Genomic DNA, 23,986 nt, shown 5'->3' with positions numbered 1-23,986 from the left:
GCCTGGAGTCGAATCTTTACTGTTATGAAAAATTGAGGAGGAAGAAGTATGGCTTTCAAAGAAAGTGCGCCGGAGAAATCGTATAAGCTTAAGGAGAGATTAGAAGAATTATATGATGCTGCACTAACAGAATCGGAACTAATGAATTTGGCAAAAGCTATGCTTGAAGAAATTGGATCAGCTGATCCATGTCTGCGGGATCAGCTGATTTACTCCAGTTTTGCCCGGCTTATTGGAGAAGGCAGCTTTTCACATATAATGCTTGAAAAAATCCTTGCCGTCTGCCAGGATGACAGTCATTTATTTTACCATCTCGGGGCAGAGGGAGATGACAGCGTGTTTACCCGCAGTTTTTCTTCCCTGGTGCTGGCATTGGTTATTCAAAAAGATGCTGCAGAGAGATTTCTTTCCGATCAAACAGTTCAGTATACATATGGAAAAACATTGGAATATATGAAGAAAGAAAAAGACCTTCGGGGGTATGTGCAAGAAAAGGGCTGGGCACACAGCATGGCTCATGCAGCAGACCTCTTAAATGAGCTCGTCCGCCACCCGGTTATCTCCTGCAGCGAGCAGCTGCTCTTACAGGGGATGGATGTGATTTTTCATTGTGTATCAAGGAACGACGGCGTTTATACTGATGATGAACCCGAACGGCTCGTTTTCCCGCTCACGGCTATCTTTGAAAAATCAAATGAAAACACCTTGGCCAATAAATTGAATGAGCTGTCTCTATACGAGGAGGACACCAGAAAAAGCAAAAGTGATGGAAACGCCTATTATCATCTCAGGACCAATTTGATGATGTTTTATAAATCATTGTATTTCAGACTGAAATGGATTGATATATTTCCTGCTGGAAGGGATCTTCTTGAAGCGCATATCCGGAGACTCCATATTGAAGTCTATGGGGAGAAATTCTAAGAAGGGAATACAAAAGGAGGAGAAGAATCTGCTTCTCCTCTAAAATCTTTCATTTTTGGCAGAAGGGCTGAAAACAGGGAAAGAAAAGTAAAAGGTGGTGCCTGCCCCGACTTTGCTCTCGACTTTGATTGTTCCCTTCATAGCTTTGACGATGCTGAATACAACCATCATCCCCAAGCCGGTCCCTTTTGAGCCTTTCGTAGAATAATAAGGCTCGCCGAGCTTCTGCAGCTGTTCAGGAGTCATACCGACGCCGGTATCCTTGACCGATATTGAAATATGGCTTTTCGTATAATTGGTCTCGACAAGGAGGTCGCCGCCTTTAGGCATCGCTTCAATGGCATTTTTCAGGACATTGAGAATCGACTGGTGGAATTTCTGCCGGTCTCCTTCAATGGAACCAAGGATGGCAAAATTGGCTGTAATCCTGACAGAATTCTGATTAGCGAGTGGTGTCAGAATGTTGATTACCTGCGTGATTTCTTTTTTTACGTTAATTTCCTCTATATAGTCGAGGGAAGGTTTTGTGAAAGTTAAATAATCTTTTATAACCCTTTCTGCTGATTCAAGCTCGCCTTTAACGATATGCAGATACTCCCTTCTTTTTTCAAGGGGCTGAGGGTGCTCGATCAATAGCTGTACAAAGCCTGCCGCAGCTGTCAAAGGGTTGCGGATTTCATGTGAAATCGCGGCACCCATCTGCTCAACAGCTTCCAGCTTTTCAGTTTTTATCAGTTTCTTCTTGAGCTCAAGATCCTTTCTGACATATTCAATGATATAGGATATCATTGCGACCCCGACAGTCGGGACCGCCAGATGAGCGGCCCAGGCATCAAGCCTGCTTTCAGGTGAAGACCATATCTCCATAGCAATGACTGTCACTACACTTAAAATAACAGTCAAGAGGACCGAAAAGGCAATCCTTTTTGGGGGAGGCTGTATTTTGAATCTAGGATAAATGCGCCACAGTAAAAATCCGAGCGGCACATACAAAAGAACATTGAGCCAGAAACCGGTACCAAGTCCAAAGAACGAGCGGAAGACAATGGCAATCACGCTGAGCCAAGGGCCAAGGCCGGCATACAAGCCGCCGATCAAAACCGGGATGAGCCTCAGGTCAAATTGGAAGTCGGACGAGGATTTAAAAGAAAACTGCAGGCTCATCCAAAGCATCAGTGATAGCCATATAAGGGACGACACGCGGGAAAAAGAGATTCTTTGCCTTCTCTCTGACCAAACCAATGAGAAAAAAAGAAGAATGATAATCAACGCCAAATTGAAAAACAAGTGCCTGGTTATTTCCATTTATTTCACCGCATTTTTGTATGTATATTAAAAATATTATAATTTTTTGTCAAAAGAAACAATACAATTAGCTTAATTTGACGAATATATTAACAGTTTCCCTAAAATAGTCATATAAAGACTGGGGCAGCTTTTAAGCCAGCAAGCATTGAATGCCTGTCTGGGAAAGCCAGTTTGCTTAGTCTATCAAACAATCCAAATGGTGAAAAAGAGAGGAAATATTAAAAACTGCTAAAAAAATGAACCTTTTTCCAGCCTCTTCCGTATTATGGTTAGAACGAGAATGATAGGAGGCACAGTTTTGGATCCCATTTTGAAGCTGGACAATGTAAAAAAAGTGATCAAAGGAAAAGAAATCATCAAAGGACTCAGTTTTTCTGTAAACGAAGGAGAGGTATTCGGCTTTCTCGGCCCCAATGGCGCCGGTAAAACGACGACGATCAGGATGATTGTCGGCCTGATCGGGATTACAGAGGGTGACGTGGTTGTCTGCGGGTAAAGCATCCGCAAGGACTTTGCCGGTGCCGTTAGCCACATTGGTGCAATTGTGGAGAACCCGGAAATGTACAAGTTTCTGACCGGCTACCAGAACCTTATGCAATATGCACGGATGCAAAAAGATATCTCTAAAAAGAAGATTGACGAAGTAGTTGGGCTGGTCGGTCTGCAGGATAGGATCCATGACAAGGTGCGCACCTATTCGCTCGGTATGCGGCAGCGGCTCGGACTGGCGCAATGCCTGCTTCATGATCCGAAACTCCTGATCCTGGATGAGCCGACGAACGGCCTGGATCCTGCCGGGATAAGGGAAATCAGGGACCATCTGAAAATGCTCACCAGGGAAAAAGGCATGAGTGTTATCGTATCGAGCCACTTGCTATCAGAAATGGAAATGATGTGCGACCGGATTGCCATCATCCAGGATGGCCGGCTGGCAGAAGTGCAGCAGGTAAATGATTTTGTGCAGACCGGGTCGGTTTACGCTTTTGAAACAGGCGATCTCAGCCAGGCATTGTCTCTTTTAGAAGACAAATTCGGCATTGTCCGCACAGCAGATGGTTTTACAGCGGGCTGCACAAGAGACGAAGTGCCTGTTATCGTCCAAAGCCTTGTTGAACGCGGAATAGCGGTCTACGGGGTGAGAGCGGCTTCGCAAACATTGGAAGACAGATTCCTTGAAGTGACGGGTGGGGGTGTCAAGCATGGGTAGTTTAATCAAGAATGAATGGATAAAAATTTTCCGCAGAACAGGTACGCTTGTTATGGTCGGGCTTGTTATACTCTTTACAATGGTCTATGCCGGATTTGAGAAATATGACCAAGTAAAGAATGGCGGAGAGGAGCCGCAGGCTGACTGGAAACAGACTATGGAACAAAGCATCCAGACTGACAAAACTGAGATGGAAGAAAATTTCAACGCCAATCTCGATATGTTCTATAAACGGCAAATTGCCATCAAGGAATACCAGATTGAGAATGATATCCCTCCCCAAACCGGATATTCGGTATGGTCTTTCGTAGAGAAAGCCCAGGCATTGATATCCTTTGCAGGCCTCTTTACCATCATAGTAGCTGCAGGCATCGTCGCCTCTGAATTTTCATGGGGAACAATCAAGCTCCTGCTGATCCGTCCAATCAGCAGATCGAAAATCCTCCTGTCCAAATACATAACCGTCTTTTTGTTCGGGCTTTTCATGCTGGCTTTGATATACGGGCTGGCCACATTGCTCGGTGTGATTCTGTTCGGTCTTCCATCTGAACAAATTCCTCATCTTGCCTATTCGGGTGGAGAAGTGGTTGAAAGGGGCATAGCGGGACATCTCGCAGTTTCCTATCTGCTCGCAAGTATTGATGTGCTGCTTGTCGCAACGATGGCATTCATGATATCAGCGGTTTTTCGCAACAGTTCACTTGCCATCGGCCTTTCCCTGTTTCTGCTTTTCACAGGAGGGACGGCAACATTTATTCTGGCAGGTCTTTTCGATTGGGCAAAATATATTCTTTTTGCCAACACGGATCTGACTGTTTATTTCGACGGAGTACCACCTGTGGAAGGAATGACGCTCACCTTTTCGGTCATCGTCCTGCTTGTGTATTTCACCATTTTCCATGCGCTTGCCTTCTGGCTGTTCAATAAAAGGGATGTTTCAGCATAAAAGAGGAAGCCGGACATTTTCTGTCCGGCTTATTTAGTTAGCAGAAGAATGAGTTAAGATCTTAATGGTCAAAGCTGGAGGGTGCTAGTGCGGGGAACCAGGACCGTCTAAATCGGAAAAAGAGAAATAGAGGGTGTTAGTGAGGGGAAGCAGTACCGTCTAAATTGGAAAAAGAGAGTCAGAGGGTGTTAGTCGGGGGAACTAGGACCGTCTAAATTGGAAAAAGAGAATTAGAGGGTGTTAGTCCAAGAAACTAGAGCCCTCTAAACCGAAAAAGAGTAATAGACGGTGCTTCTGAAAAGAACTTCTGCCCACTAAGCCCCAAATAAAGGGGATGATGCCAGCTCGAACGCCTGAATCCACTCCTTCAATCAAAAAAGCTATAATATCAGAAAATATAGACAACAACCAGCGGAAGTTATATTATACCAATTATCAAAGGAGGGAAATCGTATGGGTGATTGCTTTATTTGCAATAAGCACCAGGGGAAAATCAACACTTCAGGAAGTGTAATCTATGGGGATGAGTTTGTTTATGTTGGACATATTGACAGAGGCGGAAAGCCCGTTTATCTTGGACATTTGATGATTGACTTGAAAAGGCATGCACCGACACTGGCGGATTTAACGATGGGGGAAGCATCGGCTTTTGGGAAATCTATGGCGAGGATTAGCCGGGCCTTAAAGGAAAGCGAGGGAGCAGAGCATATTTATTCTCTTGTATCAGGTAACGCCGTTCCTCATCTGCATATGCATTTGGTGCCGCGCTACCCGGGCACACCGGAAAAACACTGGGGGCCGATGAGTGTGTATGACTGGGAGCAGGCTCCGATGGGAGATGAAGAGGAGGTCAGTGAAATCTGCCGCAGGATCAAGTCTTACCTCGAGGAGCAAAAACATGATTGATATTTGCTGGACCGGGAAGGAAGCCCCTTACCTGGATGATCCAGATGTCAGGCAGGAAGCCCACATCACGATAGGGCGGTTTGGCGGAAATACAGAGGCCGGCCAGTATAAAAATGAGGATGGCTGCCTTGTCTGGGCTGATGGAAATCGGGAATGGGAGTTTGCCATAATACTGGATGCCCATGAATCAGCAGAAAGTGCAGAGCTGGTCCTGCAGCATATTCAGTCAAAAAAGGCAGACATATTAGAAATACTGATGCTTCCAGCTGATGCTGCAATACCTGGTGTGGAAAAGTTTCTATTGGCCCTTCTGGCTTCTGAAGCGTTCAGGTTGGAATGCAGCAAGATACAAGGAGAAACGGCCTGCCTGTTTGCTTTTCGGAAAGGTCAGTATCTTTGGTGGCTGTCTATCGGTGATTGTGTGCTATTCCTCTTTCACCCCGAACTGGCGGCTATGGGGCAGCATCTGCTTAACCAGCGGCAATTTTTTGAATGGACAGGAAGGGCCAATGCTTTTGATTTGTCTGTTCCCTGTTATACAACAGGAAGGAGGGAGCTCAGAGCAGGCATAAATTCCATCTTCCTTACGACCGATGGCCTCCTTGAATGCCCTGGATTGCCGTATGAAAATCCGGAAAAGATCATGTCGGCATTGAAGTATGCTTCAGATGGGCAGGGTGTGAAAGAAATGCTAAATGTAATTAAGGCACATCAAGTCCGGGACAGTACTACGATCATCTCCTGGGAGGCGAGTTCTTCCAGCAGGCCATTAATGCCGGGAAACCTTTCAAGCAAGGGATAATATTCCGCAGGATGGGCAACATACAGGCGGAGGGCTGCCGATGGCCAAGTTAAAGCATATACAGCAGGATACCAATATTGAAAGCTACTATATAACTTTATGTGATGTTTATTTTTATCATCTCCCCGGAGAATCGGAAAAGGAAGAGCAGCGGCTGGAGGCTGCTGTTGAAACTTTATCGAGCTTGATTTATCATGCCATCAGCATAGACGGGACAACAATCAGGGAAATGGACAACAGCCGGTATGAGAAGGAGTACAAGCGGTTCTATACAGATATTATGAGGGCGATCAGAGAATGTTCGCAGAACGAAGTGGACTTTGGCGAATTTCTCGAAATATTGGACGAAATTATCAGCGCCGCCATTCTTCTTGCCAATGCATTCGAAAAAATTGATAAGGTAAAAGAAGAAGCCGCACAAGAAGATGAAGAAGAGGAAGAAGAATGACCGGTTCCGGATAGGGCCGGTCTTATTTCTGTTCATTAAAGTTTTAATTTTAAAAAAATAATTGTAAAGACTTCTTTTTTTATGCTATTCTGTACTATAACAGATTAGAGAAACAGCGTTGTGTAATATAAATCAAAGGAGGATAAGGATGGCAAACTATCGGAAAATCGGAAACTTGCAGGTGGATGAGGCTCTGCATCAATTTTTACAGAAGGAGGCGCTTCCCGGGACCGGCCTGGAAGAAAAAGCATTCTGGAATGGTTTTGAAAAGCTGATTGAAGTGCTTACACCAGAGAACAAAAGACTGCTGGCCAAAAGGGAGGAGCTGCAAAGGGAGCTTGACCGCTACCATTCTGAAAAACGCGATGACTTCAGCTTTGAGGCGTATAAACAGTTCCTGCTCGATCTCGGTTACCTGCTCCCGGAGCCGGGAGAATTCAAGATCCGCACGGAAAATGTGGATGACGAGATTGCTCTGCAGGCAGGTCCGCAGCTGGTTGTGCCGGTCAATAACAGCAGATACAGCATCAATGCGGCCAATGCACGCTGGGGGAGCTTGTATGACGCCTTATATGGGACAGATGCGATCAGTGAAGAAGGCGGAGCAGAAAGGTCAATCGAGTATAATCGTGTGCGCGGAAATAAAGTAATTGAATTCGCAAAGGGATTTCTTGATCAGGCTGCCGCTCTTGACGGTGCCTCCCATAAGGAAGCTGTCAGGTATTCAGCGAAGGAAGGCAGTTTGGTCATTACTTTGAAGGATGGGTCATCCTCAAAATTAAAAGATCAGGAAGCTTTTGCCGGTTACAGGGGAGATAAGGATCATCCCGAGGCTGTATTGCTGAAGCATCATGGACTTCATTTTGAGATCCAGATTGACCGTGCATCTGATATTGGAAAAAGTGATCCGGCAGGCATAAAAGATATTCTTTTGGAAGCAGCTGTTACAGTGATCATGGATTGCGAGGACTCAGTTGCGGCTGTTGATGCGGAGGACAAGGTGCTCGTATACAGGAATTGGCTAGGGTTGATGAAAGGGGAGCTCAGCGCAGATTTCTCAAAGGGCGGTAAGATCATATCTAGGAAACTGAACGGTGTCAGGCACTATCGGGATCCTGAAGGCAATCTTTTTTCCCTGCCAGGCAGATCGCTTCTGTTTGTCCGCAATGTCGGCCATCTGATGACCAATCCGGCAGTTCTGGATAAGGAAGGAAATGAAGTGTACGAAGGAATCCTTGATGCTGTCTTTACGAGTCTGGCAGGGATGCATTCTCTTTTAAACACAGAGGAACCGGCTAACTCCAGGAAAGGGTCTATTTATATCGTTAAGCCTAAAATGCATGGGCCGGAGGAAGTTGCGTATGCAGGGGAGCTTTTTGATAAAACAGAGGATTTGCTCGGGCTTGATAGGAATACCTTGAAGATCGGCCTGATGGATGAAGAGCGCAGAACCTCACTGAATTTAAAGAGTTGTATAAAAGAAGTCAAAGACCGCATCGTGTTCATCAATACAGGCTTCCTTGACCGGACAGGGGACGAAATCCATTCAAGCATGGAAGCGGGCCCGATGGTGCGTAAAGGAGAAATGAAAAAGTCCAATTGGCTGCAGGCATACGAAACATCCAATGTTTCAACAGGACTGTCAGCCGGTTTTTCAGGCAAGGCACAAATAGGCAAAGGCATGTGGGCTATGCCTGACAAAATGAAAGAGATGCTCGAGCAGAAGGGTGCCCAGCTCAAGACCGGTGCTAATACTGCCTGGGTGCCGTCACCGTCAGCGGCCGTCCTTCATGCATTGCATTACCATCAGATTAATGTAAAAGGTATCCAGGAAAAAGAGTGTCAAAACCCGTCCCTGTATAGAGATGAAATGCTGTCAATACCGGTGGAAACCTGCGGATCCTGGTCATCTGAAGAAATCCAGGTGGAAATCGAAAATAATGCCCAGGGTATTCTTGGATATGTGGTCCGCTGGGTGGAACAGGGCATTGGCTGCTCAAAAGTGCCGGATATTCATGATGTCGGCCTGATGGAGGACCGTGCCACTTTGAGGATATCAAGCCAGCATCTGGCCAACTGGATCCACCATAAAATTGTTTCTAGAGAGCAGGTCATGAATGCACTAAAGAAAATGGCGAAGATAGTTGATGCACAAAATGAGAATGAGCCGGGCTATAAGAGGATGTCTGATGATTTCAGCACTTCAGTGGCATTTCAGGCGGCCTGTGAGCTGATCTTTGAGGGGAGAAATCAGCCTAATGGCTATACAGAGCCTATTTTGCATAAAAGGAGACTGGAGGCAAAGTCGAAAATGGCTGTCCGGCAGTAAGGTAGAACGGATTTAAAAACCAATATAGTAAGTCAGCAGGCAGCGCCGCCGTTTTCATCCGGCTCGTCAGTGTGACATGGAGTGATTCCTTGTGCATCCGCACTCAGCTGCTGATTGCTTCTGCGGGATGGTCTTGGCAAGCGCTTGAAGAAAATTGACCGTTTCGGATTCTCTCAGGTAAAATTTAGCTATTCTTACAGAAATTGAGGGGATCTTATTGAAGCATATGAAACTGGTATTAGTATTGACTGGCCTGATCATGATGAGCGCTGCCTGTTCCGGAGCAGCGGAAAGCGAGCCAGCTTCAGATAAAATGACAGCAGCTCCTGTAAAAAATGCAATAGAGGAAGTGGATGCTGCAGGGGAGGAAAAGGATGCTGAAGAGGCGGCAGAGAAGGAAAGCTTTATCGCCAACGGAAAGGAATGGCAGCTCGGATTTACCGATTCTCAAAACGGGCTGCTCAAAGAATATGTCCTTGCGGGAGAAACGGTCGACAACTGGTCTGAGCTGATCACAGTCCAGCGCTTCAGCAATCCGAATGGGGCTCGTGTACAGGATTTTGCTGCTCAATTTAAAGCTGCTCTTGAGAAGTCTGTAGCCGGAAATCTCCGTTTTCAGATCTTAACGGAAGATGCTAAGAATCTGTTTTACGAATTCGAGGTGACAGACGATGCAGTCCATCCTGACCAGTATGAAACAGGCAGGATTGAAAGCGAGGGAGGGGAAATTTGGTTCGTGCACTATGCCATTAAGGTCCCTGAAATAGATAAGAGTGAAAAAGACGCCTGGCTGAATATTATGTCAACAGATGATCTGAAGAACTGGGGAAAATAAGAAAAAAACGAAGCAGCGATGCTTCGTTTTTTCGTTCATAGGTTATTTATAAAAAACCTTATCTGTATTATATTTTGCCTGGAGAGTATTGATGATATAGGTCTCATAAATTTCTCTCTCCATTGGGTCTTCTACATAAATCAAGGCAATTTTGTATACATCATGGCGGACATCCTTGATCGGTGAAACAGTGTCTTCAAAATGCTTCTTCACACGCTGCCTCAGTTTACGGGCTTTTCCTACAAACATCAGGTCCTCATTTGAATCAAGGAACAGGATCAATCCTCCTTTATCACGGGGGATTCGGTGGTAATCCGTAAAGCCGTAAAGATTGCTCAGTACGGAGGAGGTCTGTTCATCGGCATGCTTGTTTTTAGTCAGAGTCAAATCCGGATTTGGAATTTCAATTTTTATCATCTTCAGTCACTTCCTTTTCTTTAACTTGTAAATGGTATCATACCGGAAGCCTGATATCCACTATATCCTGATTATTTTACCCTTATATCAAGGATAAAAAAGGTTTTTCAATTTTTCTCTTCTTAAAGTGTCACAGTTTTGTCTTAAAGGCGACTAAGTATATAGAATATGAAAAGCAGGTGAGTGTGTGGGGAATCACAAGGAAAGGCTGATCCTTGAATGGTATGAGCAATACGGCACAGAACTGTTCCGGTTTGTTTGGATTATGCTCGGAACAAAAGAGGGATGTGATGATATTGTACACGATACTTTTCTGAAAGCCTGGTCGGCCATAGATAGATTCGAGGAGAAATCGTCTGTGAAAACCTGGCTGTTTGCCATCGCCAAGCATAAGGTGCTCGATGAAATCCGCCGGCAGAAAAGGAGGAGGATTTTTCTCAGGAGATTAGCGGAAAGCTATATTCCATCTGGTTTGGATGTACAGAAGATTGTGGAGCTGAAGGAGGAAGCAAAAGAACTGATGAAACAGATCCAGGAGCTGAAGCCCAACTACAGGATTGTCATTATTTTAAGCAAGGTAGAGGAATGTACTTCGAAGGAAATCGCTGAAATCCTGGGCTGGTCGGAAGCGAAGGTACGCAAAACTCTTTCGCGCGCCATACAAATGCTGAAGAAGGAAAAGTGGATGAAAGGAGGCGATGGAATTGAAAGGTCAATATGATGACCACGAGTGGAATGCTCTTCGTGAGCTTGTGCCTGGCAGAGATGAAAGCGAGCAATTGAAAAGGAGAATCATGCATTCTGCAAGGAAGGGCAGTCACATAGGGCCAAATTTTTTCGGGGCAGGCTCAATTGCGGCGGCATGCCTGCTTTTCATTATTTGCGGAGCTCTGCTTTTGCTTTCCCTGCAGGAGTCAAAACTGCCAAAAGATGCTTCTTTTATTATGCTGGGTGGCCACCCCTATACTTGGGACCTGCCGGGGATTAAAGTGAAAACATCACAAGGTGAAGTTGAGTTCTTAAGGGGAGCGGAGGGGACGGAAACCAAGGCGGGCTTTGGCAAAAACATATCAGACCAGGACATGGACAGCATCGTATCTTCCCGCTCAATGTACGTCAGGCAAGAACTGGAGCATTTCCCTTATAAAACCATAATGTACATTGAGCATGTCAAGATGATGGATACGGCTCTCCGCTATCATTTTTTCATCCAGCCCGATGGCGAAGACTGGGTTTACTTCTCCTTTGATTATCCTAAATTTGAGTATGCAGAAATATTTCAGGCTATTGCCAGCTTGCGGTTCAAAGACGTCGACCCTTACATTCATCCGGAGCCCCTTTATGTCACCCATGGATATGGAGAGATATTGTATCCGGTTGGCCTGACGCCGGTCACTGTCAGGTCCGGGTATGAAGAATACCGGTGGGAGGAGGCTTCGAGCCGCAACCTTTCGGATTATTTAAAAGCTTTAGAGAACAGCCCGGCAGGATGGGAGAAACAGGAATCAGTCGGCAGTTCCGCTAATTATATATCCCATTCCGGACTTGTGGAAGTAGCCATCCGCCTGGAAGGCAATATACTCACATACACGATTCACTATAACAAACAGGAATAATTGCAGGCTGTTCAGTCACAGCATTTTTTAACAATTATAATGAAAGCCCCGGCATGACTGGTGTTGGGGCTTTTTGTAGGTGGTCTATAACTGGTATAGGTGCCTGTCACCTAAAAAATGACATATTTTGTTGTTTTCATTTTTGTAAAAAGGGTAAAGAGTAGTAAATAATTCAAATTGTAAGAGGGCGATTATGAACAGCATAGAATACTACATTTTTTTAGAGGAAATCCAACGGATGAAAAAAGAATATAACAGATGTAAAGACAAAGCCTTAAAGTCAGAAATTGTTAAGGATATCGAGCTATTGCAGACTGCGATCAACTGCGTAAGATAAAATGAAATCGTCTAAACCATGAGTTAGGCGATTTTTTGTTTTTTTATAAAGCCGGCATTCTACCGGCCTTTGTCATTTATTGAAGAAATACTGATAAAAAAGGACATCCTGCCATTCCCCGAATTTAAAGCCGACTTCCTTAAATATGCCGATATAGTGAAATCCGAGCCTTTCGTGGAGCCTGACGCTTGCCTCATTTCCGGCAGTGAGGCCGCTGATGATGGTATGGTAGTCCAGGCTGGCTGCGCGGGAGAGCATATCCTCTACCAGACCCTTCCCGATCCCTTTCCCTCTGAAGCGGGATGATATGTATACAGAAAGCTCTGCTGTTTTCTCATAGGCCTGTTTATCGCGGAATGGTCCAATGGAGCAGTAGCCTGCAATTTGGCCATCTTCCTCTGCAACCGTCAGGGGATATCTGCCGCCGTATTTTTCGAACCAGGCCGTCCGATGTTCCAGGCTTTGTTCTTCGAGGTCAAAAGTTGCTGTCAGTGTGCGGATTGCTTCATTATAAATATCAAGAATGTCCGGCAAATCTTCTTTTACTGCTTCACGGATTATCATTTCATTATCCCTCCTGGTACTTATTTTAAAAGAGCAGAAGAAGGAGGGGAAGTTAATTGTCTTATTTCCTGACGACGAAAGGTCTCGGAATTATCAGCTTTAGAAAGCCGGTATTACGGAATAAAGCTGCTTGCGCAGGCAAGCAGCTTCATTGCCTATTCCTTCAGCTGATCCACAGTTCCCTCATTATAATCATCCCCGACTTGTTCATGGGTTTCAGCGAGACCCTGCTCCAGCTGGGAGTTCCCTTCATAATCGGATGCATTGAAGTATCTGGCGGCAATCTGTGTTGTATCAGGTTGGTTTTTCTTATTATTTTTCAATCGTTCCGCCTCCTTTCATCCATAGTATAAGTAAATTCAAGACAGATTATTTGGCTAGCGGGAATGTACATAATTGGAATCAGGAAAGGGGAAATTACAGTGGAGGAGGTGAGCCTCATGGCTAAAAATCAAAAGGGTGAAGACCGTACAAACGATCTTGGAAGATTTGCCGGAATATCCAAGGAATATGACTTTGAAACAGGAGCGCTTGATACAGCGGTACCACAAAGTCAAAGGAAGAGTGATCAGAAGAAATAGCACTATACAGGGTATTTCTTTAAGATAGAAAGCGGACTGGGAACTTTTTCAGAAATAGCGCTTCGAGCAGAGCTGGCTGGGACCGCTATTTTGGTGTTTTGCTGAAATAGTGGTTCCAGCGGTGCTGGCTAGGACCGCTATTTGCTGAAATAGTGGTTCCAGCAGAGCCTGCTGGAACCACTATTACGAATCATAGCTGAGCTTTATTTCCTGCCATTCTATTGAACCTATAACTTAAATCATTTCCGCCCCTGATTCTTTTTGGCGTCGTTCTTCTGGAAAGCAGACTCCGTTTCATGGTCTTTTTGGATTTGTTCAATGCTTGAATTTTGGATGCCCTTTTTTGCCACTGCTATCACCGCCTCTCCATATTGATCCTTATATAGGTTGGCATTTCACTATGATTTTCATTCCCGATCAGCTGATTCAGCCAGGTGAAAATACTCCCGGTCAAAAATGCGGTAATAGATGGATGCAGGAATTTTATCATAATACGGCTGCACACTTGAAATCACTTCTTTTTGGGTCCGGTGGGCGAGGAGGACTTTTTTTCGCGAAGCAGCTTCAGTTGCCATCGGGAAAGCGATATCGGGCTCTGGAAGACCCTTGCTGGTATCCTTGGGATACTTCTCCTTGAAAGTTGGAGAGAGCTTAAGGGCCACTTCAATCATCGGCTTCGGCAGAGTAACCATATAATGCCTTTTAACAGAAGAATTCCCCTTGAAAAGCTCTTCCTTTGCCACTTCCCGCACCAGCTGGCCTGTAACCACATGGTCTGGATGGCCGTATAAGCCAATTTCATCATCATAAGAAATCAATACTGTCGGCTTAATCTCTGTAATCAAGTCTCTGATAACCTGTTTAATCTCCTCACCATTCACTTCTTCTAAGCCTCCATCTGGAAAGTCAAAAATCTCCAGACGGTCCACGCCAATAATTTCAGCAGATTTCTTCACTTCCTTTGTGCGTTCAGCCCCAAGCTTATCCCTTGGGACAACCCCTCCGTCAGGACCTGCTTCGCCCCTGGTGAATACCGCGAGTGCAGTAAATGCATCCTTCTGTTTCCCCAGCTTAGAAAAGGTTCCGCTGACCATAATTTCATCGTCAGGGTGTGCAAACAGAGCAAGCACTCTTTTCGGCTCATTCTCCGGGAAAAGCTCCTGTGACACAGTCACTTCGCCGTCATTGACATAATAGTTGGCATAAATGATGGCAGAAACAGAGCCGAGCAGTAGAAAGATGAAGAGGATCCCCAACAAAACCACCAGCCTTTTTAGTGTTTTTATTTTCATATCAGACGTTCACTCCTTAAAGGTTGTGCTAGTCCAGTATATGAGTCGGGGATCAAAGAGATGTAAACAATAATATACAGGTAAATAGAGCGTTTTTTCTTTCATCGAAAAATAAAAGAGACGCAAAATTTGCGCCTCCTACAACAGCTTTATATACTTTTCTTCATTCCGCATTTCCGGCATTCACGGAGAAAAATAAAATCCTTCACCGAGCTTTTGAACAAGGTATTATCGCAATTATCGCATCTCCCGCTTTTTTCGTCAGGATAATCCTTGTAGTCATACACAATACTTGTGTCAAATCCTTTTAGTTCGGTTGTTTCAGTCATGTAATTCACCCGCAAGTTAATTTTTATCTTTTTATCTTAGCAAACTTGGTGCTTTTTCGGTAGGGGAAAATAAGGATGGCTGTTTAGGAAAGACCGAGTATAACTAATGAGCAAGGCCTTTTTAAACTTCCCTAACACCCATCCGTTCTCGCTTAATCCCATACCAAACCAAAAAAGATCCCCCAATAACTAACAGCGGTTCCAGCCAGTTGGCTTCAGGCCCGTTGGTGATCCGGTGGAGCTGGAAGATCCAGTGGAATACGGCGATGTCGAAGCTCAGGAACAAACCTGTTGCTGCTGTGAATCCATTGAAAAAGGCAGCAGTAAACAGGCGGTGGAAGATGAGCATCAGTATGCCCAGTACACAGACGCCAAAAAATACAGCCCCAATCCGTTCCATGCTGGTTTCGGCCTTTAGGCCATAAGCAAAGGCGTCAATCAGATGGAACAGGTTATCAGCAGCGATGATTCCAATTATAATGCCAAGCAATCTCATAGAAACACTCCTTCTCATTTACCAGAAAGTATATTGTACTATCTTTTTTGTAAAAGAGTCATAGTTTTTTTGAAGACTTCCTTCAACTCCCACTAGGACTTAGGGAATGAGACACTTATACTGGTTAAGTAGGAGGAGATGTGCGAATGTCATTATATTTTTTCTTGATTATTTCTGTCTACCTTGTCTATTCACTGTTTAAAGCAAATAAAAATACAAGTAAAATAGCTGTCAGGACAGTATCAGTCGAACGGCCAGATATTGTGCTTGCCAGCAATAAGATAAAGATTCTTCATTTGTCTGATCTGCATTTGGAGAATATCTCAATCAGCCCAAAGGAACTTTATGAGAGAATAGCCGGAAAGGATATCGACCTTATTGCCCTGACAGGGGATTTCATGGACCGAAAAAGGAGTTTGCCGAAACTGGCCCCTTACCTGCAAATGCTTAATAAACTCGAACCGCGATATGGCATGTACGCTGTTTTTGGCAATCATGATTATGTCCTGAAGGGAAAGAATTTTGCAGCCTTAAAAAAGATCCTTGAGGAAAACGGGTGCAGGACACTGCAGAATGAGCATTCGGTCATTGATATTAATGGAGAAAAGTTAAATATAATTGGAATTGATAATTACAGTACCAAGCATCATGATGTGGCTAAATCATATTTAGGAGTGTCTGATGGGTATAATCTGGTGCTTACGCATGATCCAAATGTTGTCCTTGAGATGAAGGACTATAAATATGATTATCTTTTATCCGGCCACTTCCACGGCGGCCAGATTCACTGGCCCAAACCGTATCACCTGGCTAAGATGGGAAAGCTGGTGCGCATGAATATGGTCAAAGGCTTGCACTATCATAACGGCATGCCTTTCTATATCAGCGAGGGGCTGGGGCAGACAGGGGTTAATATCCGCATCGGCAGCCGGCCTGAAATTACTTTTCATGAGATTGCATAATTTGTAGAAGGGCGCATGAAGAGCATGCGCCTTTTTGGTGTGTCGAGGGATAGTAAATTTGTCTTTCTGAGGAAATGATAAACTTTTGGACCACCTGTTCAGGTGTGTGCTTTATATTGCGGCATGAGTCACTTTAAGTCGGGAATTTTAGGTGCAGAGTGCTTCATATCAGTCACATGAGTCACTCTAAGTCTGGAAGTATAGGTGCAGAGTGCTTCATATCAGTCACATGAGTCACTCTAAGTCTGGATGTATAGTGCAGAGTGCTTCATATCAGCGGCATGAGTCAGTCTAAGTCTGGAAGTATATGTGCAGAGTGCTTCATATCAGTGGCATGAGTCACTGTAAGTCTGGAAGTATAGGTGCAGAGTGCTTCATATCAGTCACATGAGTCACTCTAAGTCTGGATGTATAGTGCAGAGTGCTTCATATCAGCGGCATGAGTCACTCTAATCTGGAAGTATAGTGCAGAGTGCTTCATATCAGCCACATGAGTCACTCTAAGTCTTGATGTATAGTGCAGAGTGCTTCATATCAGCGGCATGAGTCACTCTAAGTCTGGAATTATAGGTGCAGAGTTCTTCATATCAGTGACAAGAGGCACTCTACACCAATAGAGCCCCTGCAGAGTGCCTCATACCACCAACAATACCTCCCATCCAGAACCCTCAGCTCTTCACGCTCCCCATCCCTCCATATTCCATCCGCCGGTAAACCCCCGGTGCCCTGCCATGCATTTTGCTGAACACCCGGTGAAAATAGGGGTAGGTGCCAAACCCGCACTCTTCCGCAATCTGCTCCAGTGTCATGGTGGTATATTTCATCCTTTCCTCAGCAGCCGCGAGCCTGATTTCCATTGCATATTCCATGATCGTTTTCCCTGTGCTTTCCTTGAAGAGATGCACAGCACGCGAAACGCTCAATCCGGCATGGGCAGCTGCTTCTTCTACTTTAAAAGATGAAAGCGCATGCTCCTCAATGAACCTGAGCATCCTTGTGACTGCATATGGCCTGTGGGCAGAAAGAGACGATTCCTTCAGCGATCTTTCAAGCAAGATGCAGAGTGAGCGGAGAAGGTAGTCGGACAGTTCATTAAACTCTTCCTTCGAAGGCCGCCTTAATTCAATGATCAGATGTCTCCAGAGGGAAAGCAGCCGCTCATCTGCATCAATCCGTGCCACATCCGGTTTATTAGATCTCTTCCACCAATCTTCAATCCATTTACCCTCACAGATAAGATGATAGTCGCCGCTCAAAATAGCCTTATCAGGAAGAAGACTGTCGACCATCAGTTCATAATGATCCCCAGGCTTGATGAGAAGCAAGTCGCCTTTTTCCAATTTCCTGCGATTGCCTCTGACGATCGCTTCGCATGCTCCTTCTGTCTGCAGACGGATCAGGTAGGAAGGGTAGCCGGACTTGTGATGAGAATAAAAGGGCTGTGTATGGTATGAATAGCCGCAAAATAATGTATCCGTTTTCAAAAAATGACCCCCGTCACTCAAAATAGCAAAATAGTGCATGTTTTAATCATATCATGAATGTTCAAATATTTGATGGTCACTTATGATGGAATCAAATAGTTTAGTTTAAAAATTTGAGGAAGCGAGGGGATCAAGATGTCGGGAATACCAATTGCAGTACAGCTCTATACACTCCGTGAAGAAACGGAGAAAAATTTTGCGGGAACCCTGAAGAAAGTGGCAGAACTCGGTTTTGACGGGGTGGAATTTGCAGGTTTTGGAGGACTGAGTGCAGAAAAAGTGAAGGAATTGACTGACGATCTTAATCTTGCGCCGGTATCAGCCCACATCCCGCTGGCCGATCTTAAGGACAACCTGGACAACGTGATTTCTGATCTTAAAACGGTTGGGATTCAATATGCAGTATGTCCATTTCTGATGCCCGATCAGCGGACAGAGGAAAACTATCAATCACTCATTCCCCTGCTGAACGAAGCAGGCCGGAAGCTGAAGGATGCAGGAATCACCTTATGCTACCATAACCATGATTTCGAGCTTGAAAGATTGAGTGACGGGAGGATGGCGCTTGAGGCCATTTTTGATGACAGCGACCCTGAACTGCTCCAAACAGAACTGGATGTCTACTGGCTGGCAAAAGCAAAGGAAGATCCGGCTGCCTGGATCAAAAGGTATAAAGGCAGGTCACCGCTTGTGCATCTGAAGGATATGACAAAAGATGAAGAACAGTTCTTCGCGGAGCTTGGGACGGGAAGCATCGACCTGGAGGAAATCCTCAGTCTTGGGGATGAAGCAGGAGTAAAGTGGTGGGTAGTAGAACAGGATGCAACCCGCTTAACGCCATTTGAAAGCATTGAAATCAGCATTAAGTACCTAAAAAAACAATTATCCATTAAAGGAGTTTGATCCTTATGACTACATTAAAAGCTGCTGTTATCGGCTGCGGAAGCATTGCCCAATATCGCCACCTGCCGGAATATGCCGCAAATCCATTGGTAGAAATCGCTGCTGTATGCGACAGCAACCTGGAAAGAGCAGAAGAGACAGCTGCAAAATATGGGGCCAGGGCATTCACCGATTATAAAGAAGCGATTGAAATGGAAGGAATCGACCTGGTCAGTGTTTGCCTGCCGAATTTCCTCCATGCAGAAGTTACGCTGGCAGCCCTGAATGCAGGCCGCCATGTATTGTGTGAAAAGCCTATGGCTGCATCTAGGGAAGAAGCAGAAGCAATGAATGAGGCTGCAAGGGCAAACGGAAAAAAACTCATGATTGCCCACAACCAGCGCTTCACTGCTGCGCATCAGAAAGCAAAGGAACTTATTGAGAGCGGCAAGCTGGGAAGGATTTTCAGCTTCAGAACAACTTTTGGGCATGCCGGCCCAGAAGGATGGAGTGCGGATGGCGCTGACAGCTGGTTCTTTAATAAAAAAGAAGCTTTTATCGGTGCCATGGGCGATCTTGGCGTACATAAAGCCGATTTATTGCGCTATCTGCTCGGCGAGTTCACAGAAGTCGGTGCGCTGATTGCGACTAACGCGAAGGAAAATACAGAAGTGGACGATAATGCGGTCTGTGTTCTCCGATCAGAGTCAGGAGCAGTCGGCACACTGGCAGCAAGCTGGTCATATATGGGCGGAAGCGACAACTCCACTGTCATCTACGGGGAAAAAGGGACCCTCCATCTTGAAGCAGATCCGGAATACTCCCTGATAGAGGTTTACCGTGACGGCAGTTCGGTTCAGCATAAGCTGGACAAAATCCAGACAAATGAGGAAGGCGGACAGACAACTTCCCATGTGATCAATCATTTTGTTAAAAGTGTAGCAGAAGACAAGGAGCCGCTGATCAGCGGAGAAGAAGGCTTAAAGAGCCTTGAAATCATCCTTGCAGCAATCGAATCACAGAAAACTAAGCAGATTGTTCCTCTTAAGAAAGGGGTCCTGGCAGAATGAAGCTCGGTGTTTTTGCAGTCTTATTTTCACAAAAATCTTTCGAAGAAATGCTCGATCATGTAAAAGGAGCAGGTCTTGACGCTGTTGAAATCGGCACAGGCTGCTATCCTGGAAATGCACATTGCCCATTGGACGAATTGCTTGAGGATGAGGCAAAAAGAAAAGCTTACCTGGAAGCAGTAACATCAAGAGGGCTGACAATCAGCGCATTCAGCTGCCACGGGAATCCGATTTCTCCTGATAAAGTTTTTGCTGAAGAATCTGATGAGGTACTCCGTAAAACCATCAAGCTTGCTTCACTCCTCGGTGTACCAGTCGTCAATGCCTTTTCCGGCACAGCAGGCGACAGTGAAGAAGCAAAACAGCCAAACTGGCCAGTTGTACCTTGGCCGGCTGAATATGGGGATGTCCTGAAATGGCAATGGGAAAACAGGCTAATACCATATTGGAAGGAAATCGCCACTTTAGCAGAAGAGCATAATGTTAAAATTGGACTGGAGCTGCATGGCGGCTTCCTTGTCCACACACCTTACACCATGCTGAAGCTTCGCGAGGAAACAAGCCCGGCCATCGGGGCGAATCTTGATCCAAGCCACTTGTGGTGGCAGGGAATCGATCCGGTCGCAGCGATTAAGATTCTCGGGAAAGCCGGTGCCATTCATCATTTCCATGCCAAGGACACCTATATTGATCAGGATAATGTCAATATGTATGGACTGACAGACATGCAGCCATATGGGGAAGTTCAGACACGCGCCTGGACGTTCCGCAGCGTCGGATGCGGCCACAGCATCCAGGAATGGAGCGATATGATGAGCGCCCTGAGGCTGTATGGCTATGACTATGTTGTCAGCATCGAGCATGAAGATCCGCTGATGTCGATTGATGAAGGGTTTGCACGCGCTGTGAAGAACCTGAATGAAGTTCTGATCCGGGAAACACCTGGGGATATGTGGTGGGCGTAATGATTTTCAGTAGCAAGTAGCTAAGTTTATGAGCAGGGTATCCAGGATGGATGCCCCGCTTTTTTTGTTTTGTGCCTTCTCAAGATGAATTGAAGCCTATAATAAGTAGGTGAGGTTTTAACCCAAATCTCTCTTAAGGTTAGGAGATGTTAGATAAGAATTATTGTCGAATGGCATAAGTTGATTGACAATTGTTAGAAATCTAATACACTAAAATTAGTTTATCCAAGGGTTATCATCGAAATATTCTTTTATCATTGCTGCTCCACAATTCTGTTTGCCTGTTTCCAATCCTCTTTTTTTCACTACATTTACCACTCATTATTTTCCAAAGTCATTCAAAAATCGTCCTATTAAAACAAATGAATCAAGAATGGATATGATTCATTGGAAGCTATTAAAGCCTATGCTGTTCATTTTCTTATTGATAGGAGAGGGATATATGGGATTTGAAGAAGAATATCAGGCATTTTTACATTCACACTTACAGGCAAGAACCGGTGAGCGGCTGCGGCGCCTGGAAGAAGGTCACAAACATGCTGAAATGCTGTTTTTGAAGCAAGTGTGGTGGCCAGTATTTTACCAGTTTAATTATCTACACCCTGAATATGAAATTGATAATTACAATGATGGGAAAAGGTATTTGGATTTTGCTTATATCCGTCCCGGCATCAAGGTTTGTTTAGAGGTCGACGGGTATGGCCCTCACCTAAAGAACATCAGCAGATGGCAATTTTCCGACAGCCTGGAACGTCAAAACCAGCTGGTGATTGATAGATGGACCGTCATCCGCTTTTCTTTTGATCAAGTAAAAGAGAATCCCCGCAGATGCCAACAGGTTGTTCAGCAAGTGATAGGCAGATGGATGGGTGATGAGCTGGACCAAACTTCTTTGTCCTTTCTTGAAAAGGAAGTGCTTCGGCTAGTGATTCGAAAAGGAGAAGACATATCTCCAAAAGAAGTCGAGAAGTATCTAAAACTAAGTGCCAAGACAGTAAAAAAGGTACTTTCCCAACTGGTCGAAAAAAAGATGCTGATCCCCGCATCTGGCACTCAGAGGATTCGATCTTATCGGGTAGGGTATCAGGTCAAGAACCCAGTCTGATTAATAGACGGAAGAATTCCTCTTAAATAGAAATTTCTATAAAAAACAGCTCAAATAGACGGAGAAATTCCGCTTATTGGCTCCAAAAACGTAATAATGTGGTATTTTATTTTGCATAACCGGAAAATCTCCCCTTATTTACCTCGAATTGAGCTCTATTCTGTATTTAGCTGGAAAATCTCCGCTTATTTTTTTTCTATTTGATGAATTGAGGACCCATTTGTAATGCTGTTCTAAAAATTTGGAGTCAATCTTTCTGCTTCCACTAAAGTTGCAGTATTAGTGCAATCCATATTATATTTGCACCTGGATACTGTGAATGAGAAAATTAGTTTCAGATTGACAGGAGCAAAGAAAAATAGAAGATTGGTGGACATCAAAGGATATATACTCAAATGGAGTTTCGTTCCTGCCTGTCAGCATGGAAGCAGGTCTTAATTGTTTTTATTGAACGATTCCTCAAAAATAAATAATAAACATAGAGTTGCTGGGTAAGGAGCTATGTCTAAATGAATGAATACGTAATTGGTGTAGATATAGGCGCTACAAATATTCGCGTGGGACTTATCGGAAAAGAGCTGTCGGTGATCCGTATGGAGACGGCAATAACCAGGAGATTTAAAACGACAGATGAAATGTTTGGTGAAATCTTCCGGATGGCTGAAAGGGTCGATCCTCAGAAAAATGCTAAGAAAATTGGAATTGCCCTGCCTGTTCCATGGAATGAACAGACACAAGTAATAAAAGATGCAGACAACATTCCTGTTCTTGACGGAATAAGAATTGAGTACATACAATCCTGCTTTCCTGGGCTTGACGTTTACTTTGACAATGATGTCAACGCAGCAGGGCTGCTGGAAGCTGAAAAGGGAGCTGCTGCAGGAAAAAGCTATTCTCTCTACATGACAGTGAGCACTGGCATTGGGATGAGTGTTTACTATAACGGTCAAATGATCAGGGGGGACAATGGATATGCAGGCGAAGCGGGTAGAATGATCATCGGCCAGGCAAGCGAAGAGGAAGGGACCAAGGAAATGACACTGGAATCTCTTTGCAGCGGCAGGGCTCTTGATGCCAGGAGTAAGCTAATATATGGTGAAAGTGCGGACGCAGAATACCTGTTTGAAAAATTTAAAGATAAGGAAGAGATAGCCGTTAAAGTGATCAAGGAATGGATTGAGCATTTTTCCAGAGCTGTCGCCTCCATCATTCAGCTCATGGACCCAGGAGCATTTGTCCTTGGCGGAGCTGTAATCTGCTGCAATCCCTGGCTGATAGATGAGATTAACCATAAAATGAAGGAAAAATTATATGCCAATCTAAGAGGCAAAATAAAGCTTGGCATCTGTGAGTTTGGGGGAGAAGCAGGGGTGATCGGTGCCGGCTATATGGCGTTAAACCAAGCAAAAGAATAAATTTGAATTCTGTCCTTCCTTTACCCGCTGTACAAAAAACTGATTCATAAGCCATGTCAACAAGACAGCTAAATGGATAGCTGTCTTGTTTGTACAGCATTTTTAAGGTGGGCCAGCAGTTCTGCGGGAACAATACTTGGCTGATCAATCATTGAAATAATAGCTTGCATTTGGTATCAGCCTGAAAACTGAATGTGGAGCATGCTGAAGCTGAAACAGCCCCCAATAGGGAACCGCGTACCGGTCATGCTGCCCCAAACAAAAGGGTTGCCGGACATTCTATTTTAGGCAAATAGGGAACCAGATCCTCAGTTTGGTGATGGTTTAATGCAAAAGAGCCTGCTGCAGCTCTTCAGGACCTGTTTGAGTGGAAAGGCAAAGTGAATTTCCTGTTCAGCTCTGGCTTCAGCATTGAAGGATATTATACTCCTTCCCCTCTTTTCGATGAAAAGAGGGGAAGGAATAAATTCCTCTGCCACAGGATACAGATGTGTTACTTTACCTCCAAAGGCCCCTCCAGCTTCATCTTCTCCAATTCAATCCTCATCTTCTGCGTTTCTATTAAATAATTCTCATGTTTCAATTTTTCCAGTTCCAGCTCTTTTTCAATGATTTTTACTTTTGTTTTGGCAAGTGATTGATAATGGCTTGTGACGATGGCGACAAGCGGGATGGAAAAAATCATTACTACAGTGACCAAACCTGTCATTTGCAACTCCCCCTTTTAAAGATTTGACATTTGGTTTTTTCAGAATTTTCACTTCTA

At 44.7% G+C, this 23,986-nt stretch carries 25 protein-coding genes and 2 pseudogenes; 17 read left to right on the top strand and 10 right to left on the bottom strand.

The window, feature by feature from the left end; translation table 11 throughout:
• The first annotated feature begins 48 nt into the window (after positions 1-48).
• Positions 49-924 (top strand): DUF2785 domain-containing protein, encoded by an 876-nt coding sequence (locus tag N288_RS24350; RefSeq protein ID WP_009793212.1) that lies wholly within the window; start codon positions 49-51, stop codon positions 922-924.
• Between the two features lie 39 nt (positions 925-963).
• Here the strand turns inward: N288_RS24350 and N288_RS14010 are convergent, their stop codons facing one another.
• Entirely contained in the window at positions 964-2,097 is a 1,134-nt protein-coding gene (locus N288_RS14010) for a sensor histidine kinase (protein ID WP_009793213.1), read from the bottom strand.
• Positions 2,098-2,512: 415 nt separating this feature from the next.
• Between N288_RS14010 and N288_RS14005 the strand changes: the two are divergent.
• From N288_RS14005 to N288_RS13975, 7 genes and pseudogenes are all read left to right on the top strand, one after another.
• Positions 2,513-3,439 (top strand): annotated as a pseudogene (locus N288_RS14005) (ABC transporter ATP-binding protein).
• Positions 3,432-4,385 (top strand): ABC transporter permease, encoded by a 954-nt coding sequence (locus N288_RS14000; RefSeq protein ID WP_009793216.1) that lies wholly within the window; start codon positions 3,432-3,434, stop codon positions 4,383-4,385. The pseudogene N288_RS14005 and the gene N288_RS14000 overlap by 8 nt, the downstream one beginning before the upstream one ends.
• 453 nt (positions 4,386-4,838) lie before the next feature.
• On the top strand, positions 4,839-5,291 hold the full coding sequence (locus tag N288_RS13995; RefSeq protein ID WP_009793217.1) for an HIT family protein: 453 nt from the start codon (positions 4,839-4,841) through the stop codon (positions 5,289-5,291).
• Positions 5,284-6,093, top strand: coding sequence for a protein phosphatase 2C domain-containing protein (locus N288_RS13990; RefSeq protein WP_009793218.1), 810 nt, complete (start codon positions 5,284-5,286; stop codon positions 6,091-6,093). Before N288_RS13995 ends, N288_RS13990 begins: the two co-directional genes overlap by 8 nt.
• A 40-nt stretch (positions 6,094-6,133) precedes the next feature.
• Positions 6,134-6,541, top strand: a complete 408-nt coding sequence (locus N288_RS13985) for a hypothetical protein (RefSeq protein ID WP_009793219.1) — start codon at positions 6,134-6,136, stop codon at positions 6,539-6,541.
• A 148-nt stretch (positions 6,542-6,689) separates the two neighbouring features.
• Positions 6,690-8,870, top strand: a complete 2,181-nt coding sequence (locus N288_RS13980) for a malate synthase G (protein ID WP_009793220.1) — start codon at positions 6,690-6,692, stop codon at positions 8,868-8,870.
• Positions 8,871-9,087: 217 nt separating this feature from the next.
• Positions 9,088-9,705 (top strand): hypothetical protein, encoded by a 618-nt coding sequence (locus N288_RS13975; protein ID WP_022544020.1) that lies wholly within the window; start codon positions 9,088-9,090, stop codon positions 9,703-9,705.
• 42 nt (positions 9,706-9,747) lie between these two features.
• Here N288_RS13975 and N288_RS13970 read toward each other — a convergent pair whose 3' ends face one another.
• Complete coding sequence (locus N288_RS13970) at positions 9,748-10,122, bottom strand: nucleotide excision repair endonuclease (protein WP_009793222.1); 375 nt, start codon at positions 10,120-10,122, stop codon at positions 9,748-9,750.
• A 187-nt stretch (positions 10,123-10,309) separates the two neighbouring features.
• On the opposite strand from N288_RS13970, the gene N288_RS13965 reads away from it, so the two are divergent.
• Positions 10,310-10,843 carry an RNA polymerase sigma factor gene (locus tag N288_RS13965; RefSeq protein WP_009793223.1) on the top strand — a complete coding sequence of 178 codons (534 nt, stop codon included), beginning with the start codon at positions 10,310-10,312 and terminating at the stop codon, positions 10,841-10,843.
• The gene (locus N288_RS13960) at positions 10,827-11,738 is read left to right on the top strand and encodes a hypothetical protein (protein ID WP_022544019.1); all 912 of its coding nucleotides are present in this window, start codon (positions 10,827-10,829) and stop codon (positions 11,736-11,738) included. Before N288_RS13965 ends, N288_RS13960 begins: the two co-directional genes overlap by 17 nt.
• A gap of 409 nt (positions 11,739-12,147) precedes the next feature.
• Here the strand turns inward: N288_RS13960 and N288_RS13955 are convergent, their stop codons facing one another.
• Both N288_RS13955 and N288_RS24740 read right to left on the bottom strand, forming a co-directional pair.
• Positions 12,148-12,639 carry a GNAT family N-acetyltransferase gene (locus tag N288_RS13955; protein ID WP_009793226.1) on the bottom strand — a complete coding sequence of 164 codons (492 nt, stop codon included), beginning with the start codon at positions 12,637-12,639 and terminating at the stop codon, positions 12,148-12,150.
• A 155-nt stretch (positions 12,640-12,794) separates the two neighbouring features.
• Positions 12,795-12,968 (bottom strand): annotated as a pseudogene (locus N288_RS24740) (YozQ family protein); the annotation flags it as partial.
• Positions 12,969-13,079: 111 nt separating this feature from the next.
• Between N288_RS24740 and N288_RS25175 the strand changes: the two are divergent.
• The gene (locus tag N288_RS25175) at positions 13,080-13,220 is read left to right on the top strand and encodes a hypothetical protein (protein ID WP_022544018.1); all 141 of its coding nucleotides are present in this window, start codon (positions 13,080-13,082) and stop codon (positions 13,218-13,220) included.
• A gap of 239 nt (positions 13,221-13,459) precedes the next feature.
• Here N288_RS25175 and N288_RS25555 read toward each other — a convergent pair whose 3' ends face one another.
• The 4 genes from N288_RS25555 to N288_RS13935 form a co-directional block, all read right to left on the bottom strand.
• Positions 13,460-13,570 carry a hypothetical protein gene (locus tag N288_RS25555; protein ID WP_022544017.1) on the bottom strand — a complete coding sequence of 37 codons (111 nt, stop codon included), beginning with the start codon at positions 13,568-13,570 and terminating at the stop codon, positions 13,460-13,462.
• Positions 13,571-13,627: 57 nt separating this feature from the next.
• The gene (locus tag N288_RS24345; protein WP_009793230.1) at positions 13,628-14,512 is read right to left on the bottom strand and encodes a PIG-L deacetylase family protein; all 885 of its coding nucleotides are present in this window, start codon (positions 14,510-14,512) and stop codon (positions 13,628-13,630) included.
• Between the two features lie 149 nt (positions 14,513-14,661).
• Positions 14,662-14,841, bottom strand: coding sequence for a hypothetical protein (locus N288_RS13940; protein WP_009793231.1), 180 nt, complete (start codon positions 14,839-14,841; stop codon positions 14,662-14,664).
• A 121-nt stretch (positions 14,842-14,962) separates the two neighbouring features.
• On the bottom strand, positions 14,963-15,337 hold the full coding sequence (locus N288_RS13935; RefSeq protein WP_009793232.1) for a hypothetical protein: 375 nt from the start codon (positions 15,335-15,337) through the stop codon (positions 14,963-14,965).
• 146 nt (positions 15,338-15,483) lie between these two features.
• Here N288_RS13935 and N288_RS13930 point away from each other — a divergent pair, with 146 nt between their 5' ends.
• Positions 15,484-16,299, top strand: coding sequence for a metallophosphoesterase (locus N288_RS13930; RefSeq protein WP_009793233.1), 816 nt, complete (start codon positions 15,484-15,486; stop codon positions 16,297-16,299).
• A 668-nt stretch (positions 16,300-16,967) separates the two neighbouring features.
• On the opposite strand, the gene N288_RS13925 is transcribed toward N288_RS13930, so the two are convergent.
• Positions 16,968-17,783, bottom strand: coding sequence for a helix-turn-helix domain-containing protein (locus N288_RS13925; protein WP_022544016.1), 816 nt, complete (start codon positions 17,781-17,783; stop codon positions 16,968-16,970).
• A 135-nt stretch (positions 17,784-17,918) separates the two neighbouring features.
• Here N288_RS13925 and N288_RS13920 point away from each other — a divergent pair, with 135 nt between their 5' ends.
• The 5 genes from N288_RS13920 to N288_RS13900 all read left to right on the top strand — a co-directional run bounded on the left by N288_RS13920 (position 17,919) and on the right by N288_RS13900 (position 23,220).
• Positions 17,919-18,686, top strand: coding sequence for a sugar phosphate isomerase/epimerase family protein (locus N288_RS13920; protein WP_009793235.1), 768 nt, complete (start codon positions 17,919-17,921; stop codon positions 18,684-18,686).
• A 5-nt stretch (positions 18,687-18,691) separates the two neighbouring features.
• Entirely contained in the window at positions 18,692-19,735 is a 1,044-nt protein-coding gene (locus N288_RS13915) for a Gfo/Idh/MocA family protein (protein ID WP_022544015.1), read from the top strand.
• Positions 19,732-20,700, top strand: coding sequence for a sugar phosphate isomerase/epimerase family protein (locus tag N288_RS13910; RefSeq protein WP_009793237.1), 969 nt, complete (start codon positions 19,732-19,734; stop codon positions 20,698-20,700). Before N288_RS13915 ends, N288_RS13910 begins: the two co-directional genes overlap by 4 nt.
• A 442-nt stretch (positions 20,701-21,142) precedes the next feature.
• The gene (locus N288_RS13905) at positions 21,143-21,805 is read left to right on the top strand and encodes a hypothetical protein (RefSeq protein ID WP_022544014.1); all 663 of its coding nucleotides are present in this window, start codon (positions 21,143-21,145) and stop codon (positions 21,803-21,805) included.
• 509 nt (positions 21,806-22,314) lie between these two features.
• On the top strand, positions 22,315-23,220 hold the full coding sequence (locus N288_RS13900; RefSeq protein ID WP_009793239.1) for an ROK family protein: 906 nt from the start codon (positions 22,315-22,317) through the stop codon (positions 23,218-23,220).
• A gap of 493 nt (positions 23,221-23,713) precedes the next feature.
• On the opposite strand, the gene N288_RS13895 is transcribed toward N288_RS13900, so the two are convergent.
• Positions 23,714-23,929, bottom strand: a complete 216-nt coding sequence (locus N288_RS13895; RefSeq protein WP_022544013.1) for a hypothetical protein — start codon at positions 23,927-23,929, stop codon at positions 23,714-23,716.
• Positions 23,930-23,986 lie beyond the last annotated feature (57 nt).

The organism is Bacillus infantis NRRL B-14911 (genome assembly GCF_000473245.1).
Lineage (GTDB): Bacteria > Bacillota > Bacilli > Bacillales > Cytobacillaceae > Bacillus_AB > Bacillus_AB infantis.
The sequence above is the reverse complement of the archived record's forward strand: the minus strand, read 5'-3'. Positions and strand labels throughout refer to the sequence as shown.

Coding starts and splice junctions, on each gene's coding strand:
- N288_RS13940 (WP_009793231.1), bottom strand. CDS start 14,841: ATGACTGAAACAACCGAACTAAAAGGATTTGACACAAGTATTGTGTAT.
- N288_RS25175 (WP_022544018.1), top strand. CDS start 13,080: ATGGCTAAAAATCAAAAGGGTGAAGACCGTACAAACGATCTTGGAAGA.
- N288_RS13970 (WP_009793222.1), bottom strand. CDS start 10,122: ATGATAAAAATTGAAATTCCAAATCCGGATTTGACTCTGACTAAAAAC.
- N288_RS13900 (WP_009793239.1), top strand. CDS start 22,315: ATGAATGAATACGTAATTGGTGTAGATATAGGCGCTACAAATATTCGC.
- N288_RS13910 (WP_009793237.1), top strand. CDS start 19,732: ATGAAGCTCGGTGTTTTTGCAGTCTTATTTTCACAAAAATCTTTCGAA.
- N288_RS13895 (WP_022544013.1), bottom strand. CDS start 23,929: ATGACAGGTTTGGTCACTGTAGTAATGATTTTTTCCATCCCGCTTGTC.
- N288_RS13915 (WP_022544015.1), top strand. CDS start 18,692: ATGACTACATTAAAAGCTGCTGTTATCGGCTGCGGAAGCATTGCCCAA.
- N288_RS13995 (WP_009793217.1), top strand. CDS start 4,839: ATGGGTGATTGCTTTATTTGCAATAAGCACCAGGGGAAAATCAACACT.
- N288_RS14010 (WP_009793213.1), bottom strand. CDS start 2,097: ATGCTTTGGATGAGCCTGCAGTTTTCTTTTAAATCCTCGTCCGACTTC.
- N288_RS13980 (WP_009793220.1), top strand. CDS start 6,690: ATGGCAAACTATCGGAAAATCGGAAACTTGCAGGTGGATGAGGCTCTG.
- N288_RS13990 (WP_009793218.1), top strand. CDS start 5,284: ATGATTGATATTTGCTGGACCGGGAAGGAAGCCCCTTACCTGGATGAT.
- N288_RS13920 (WP_009793235.1), top strand. CDS start 17,919: ATGTCGGGAATACCAATTGCAGTACAGCTCTATACACTCCGTGAAGAA.
- N288_RS13935 (WP_009793232.1), bottom strand. CDS start 15,337: ATGAGATTGCTTGGCATTATAATTGGAATCATCGCTGCTGATAACCTG.
- N288_RS13930 (WP_009793233.1), top strand. CDS start 15,484: ATGTCATTATATTTTTTCTTGATTATTTCTGTCTACCTTGTCTATTCA.
- N288_RS13985 (WP_009793219.1), top strand. CDS start 6,134: ATGGCCAAGTTAAAGCATATACAGCAGGATACCAATATTGAAAGCTAC.
- N288_RS24350 (WP_009793212.1), top strand. CDS start 49: ATGGCTTTCAAAGAAAGTGCGCCGGAGAAATCGTATAAGCTTAAGGAG.
- N288_RS13955 (WP_009793226.1), bottom strand. CDS start 12,639: ATGATAATCCGTGAAGCAGTAAAAGAAGATTTGCCGGACATTCTTGAT.
- N288_RS14000 (WP_009793216.1), top strand. CDS start 3,432: ATGGGTAGTTTAATCAAGAATGAATGGATAAAAATTTTCCGCAGAACA.
- N288_RS24345 (WP_009793230.1), bottom strand. CDS start 14,512: ATGAAAATAAAAACACTAAAAAGGCTGGTGGTTTTGTTGGGGATCCTC.
- N288_RS13905 (WP_022544014.1), top strand. CDS start 21,143: ATGGGATTTGAAGAAGAATATCAGGCATTTTTACATTCACACTTACAG.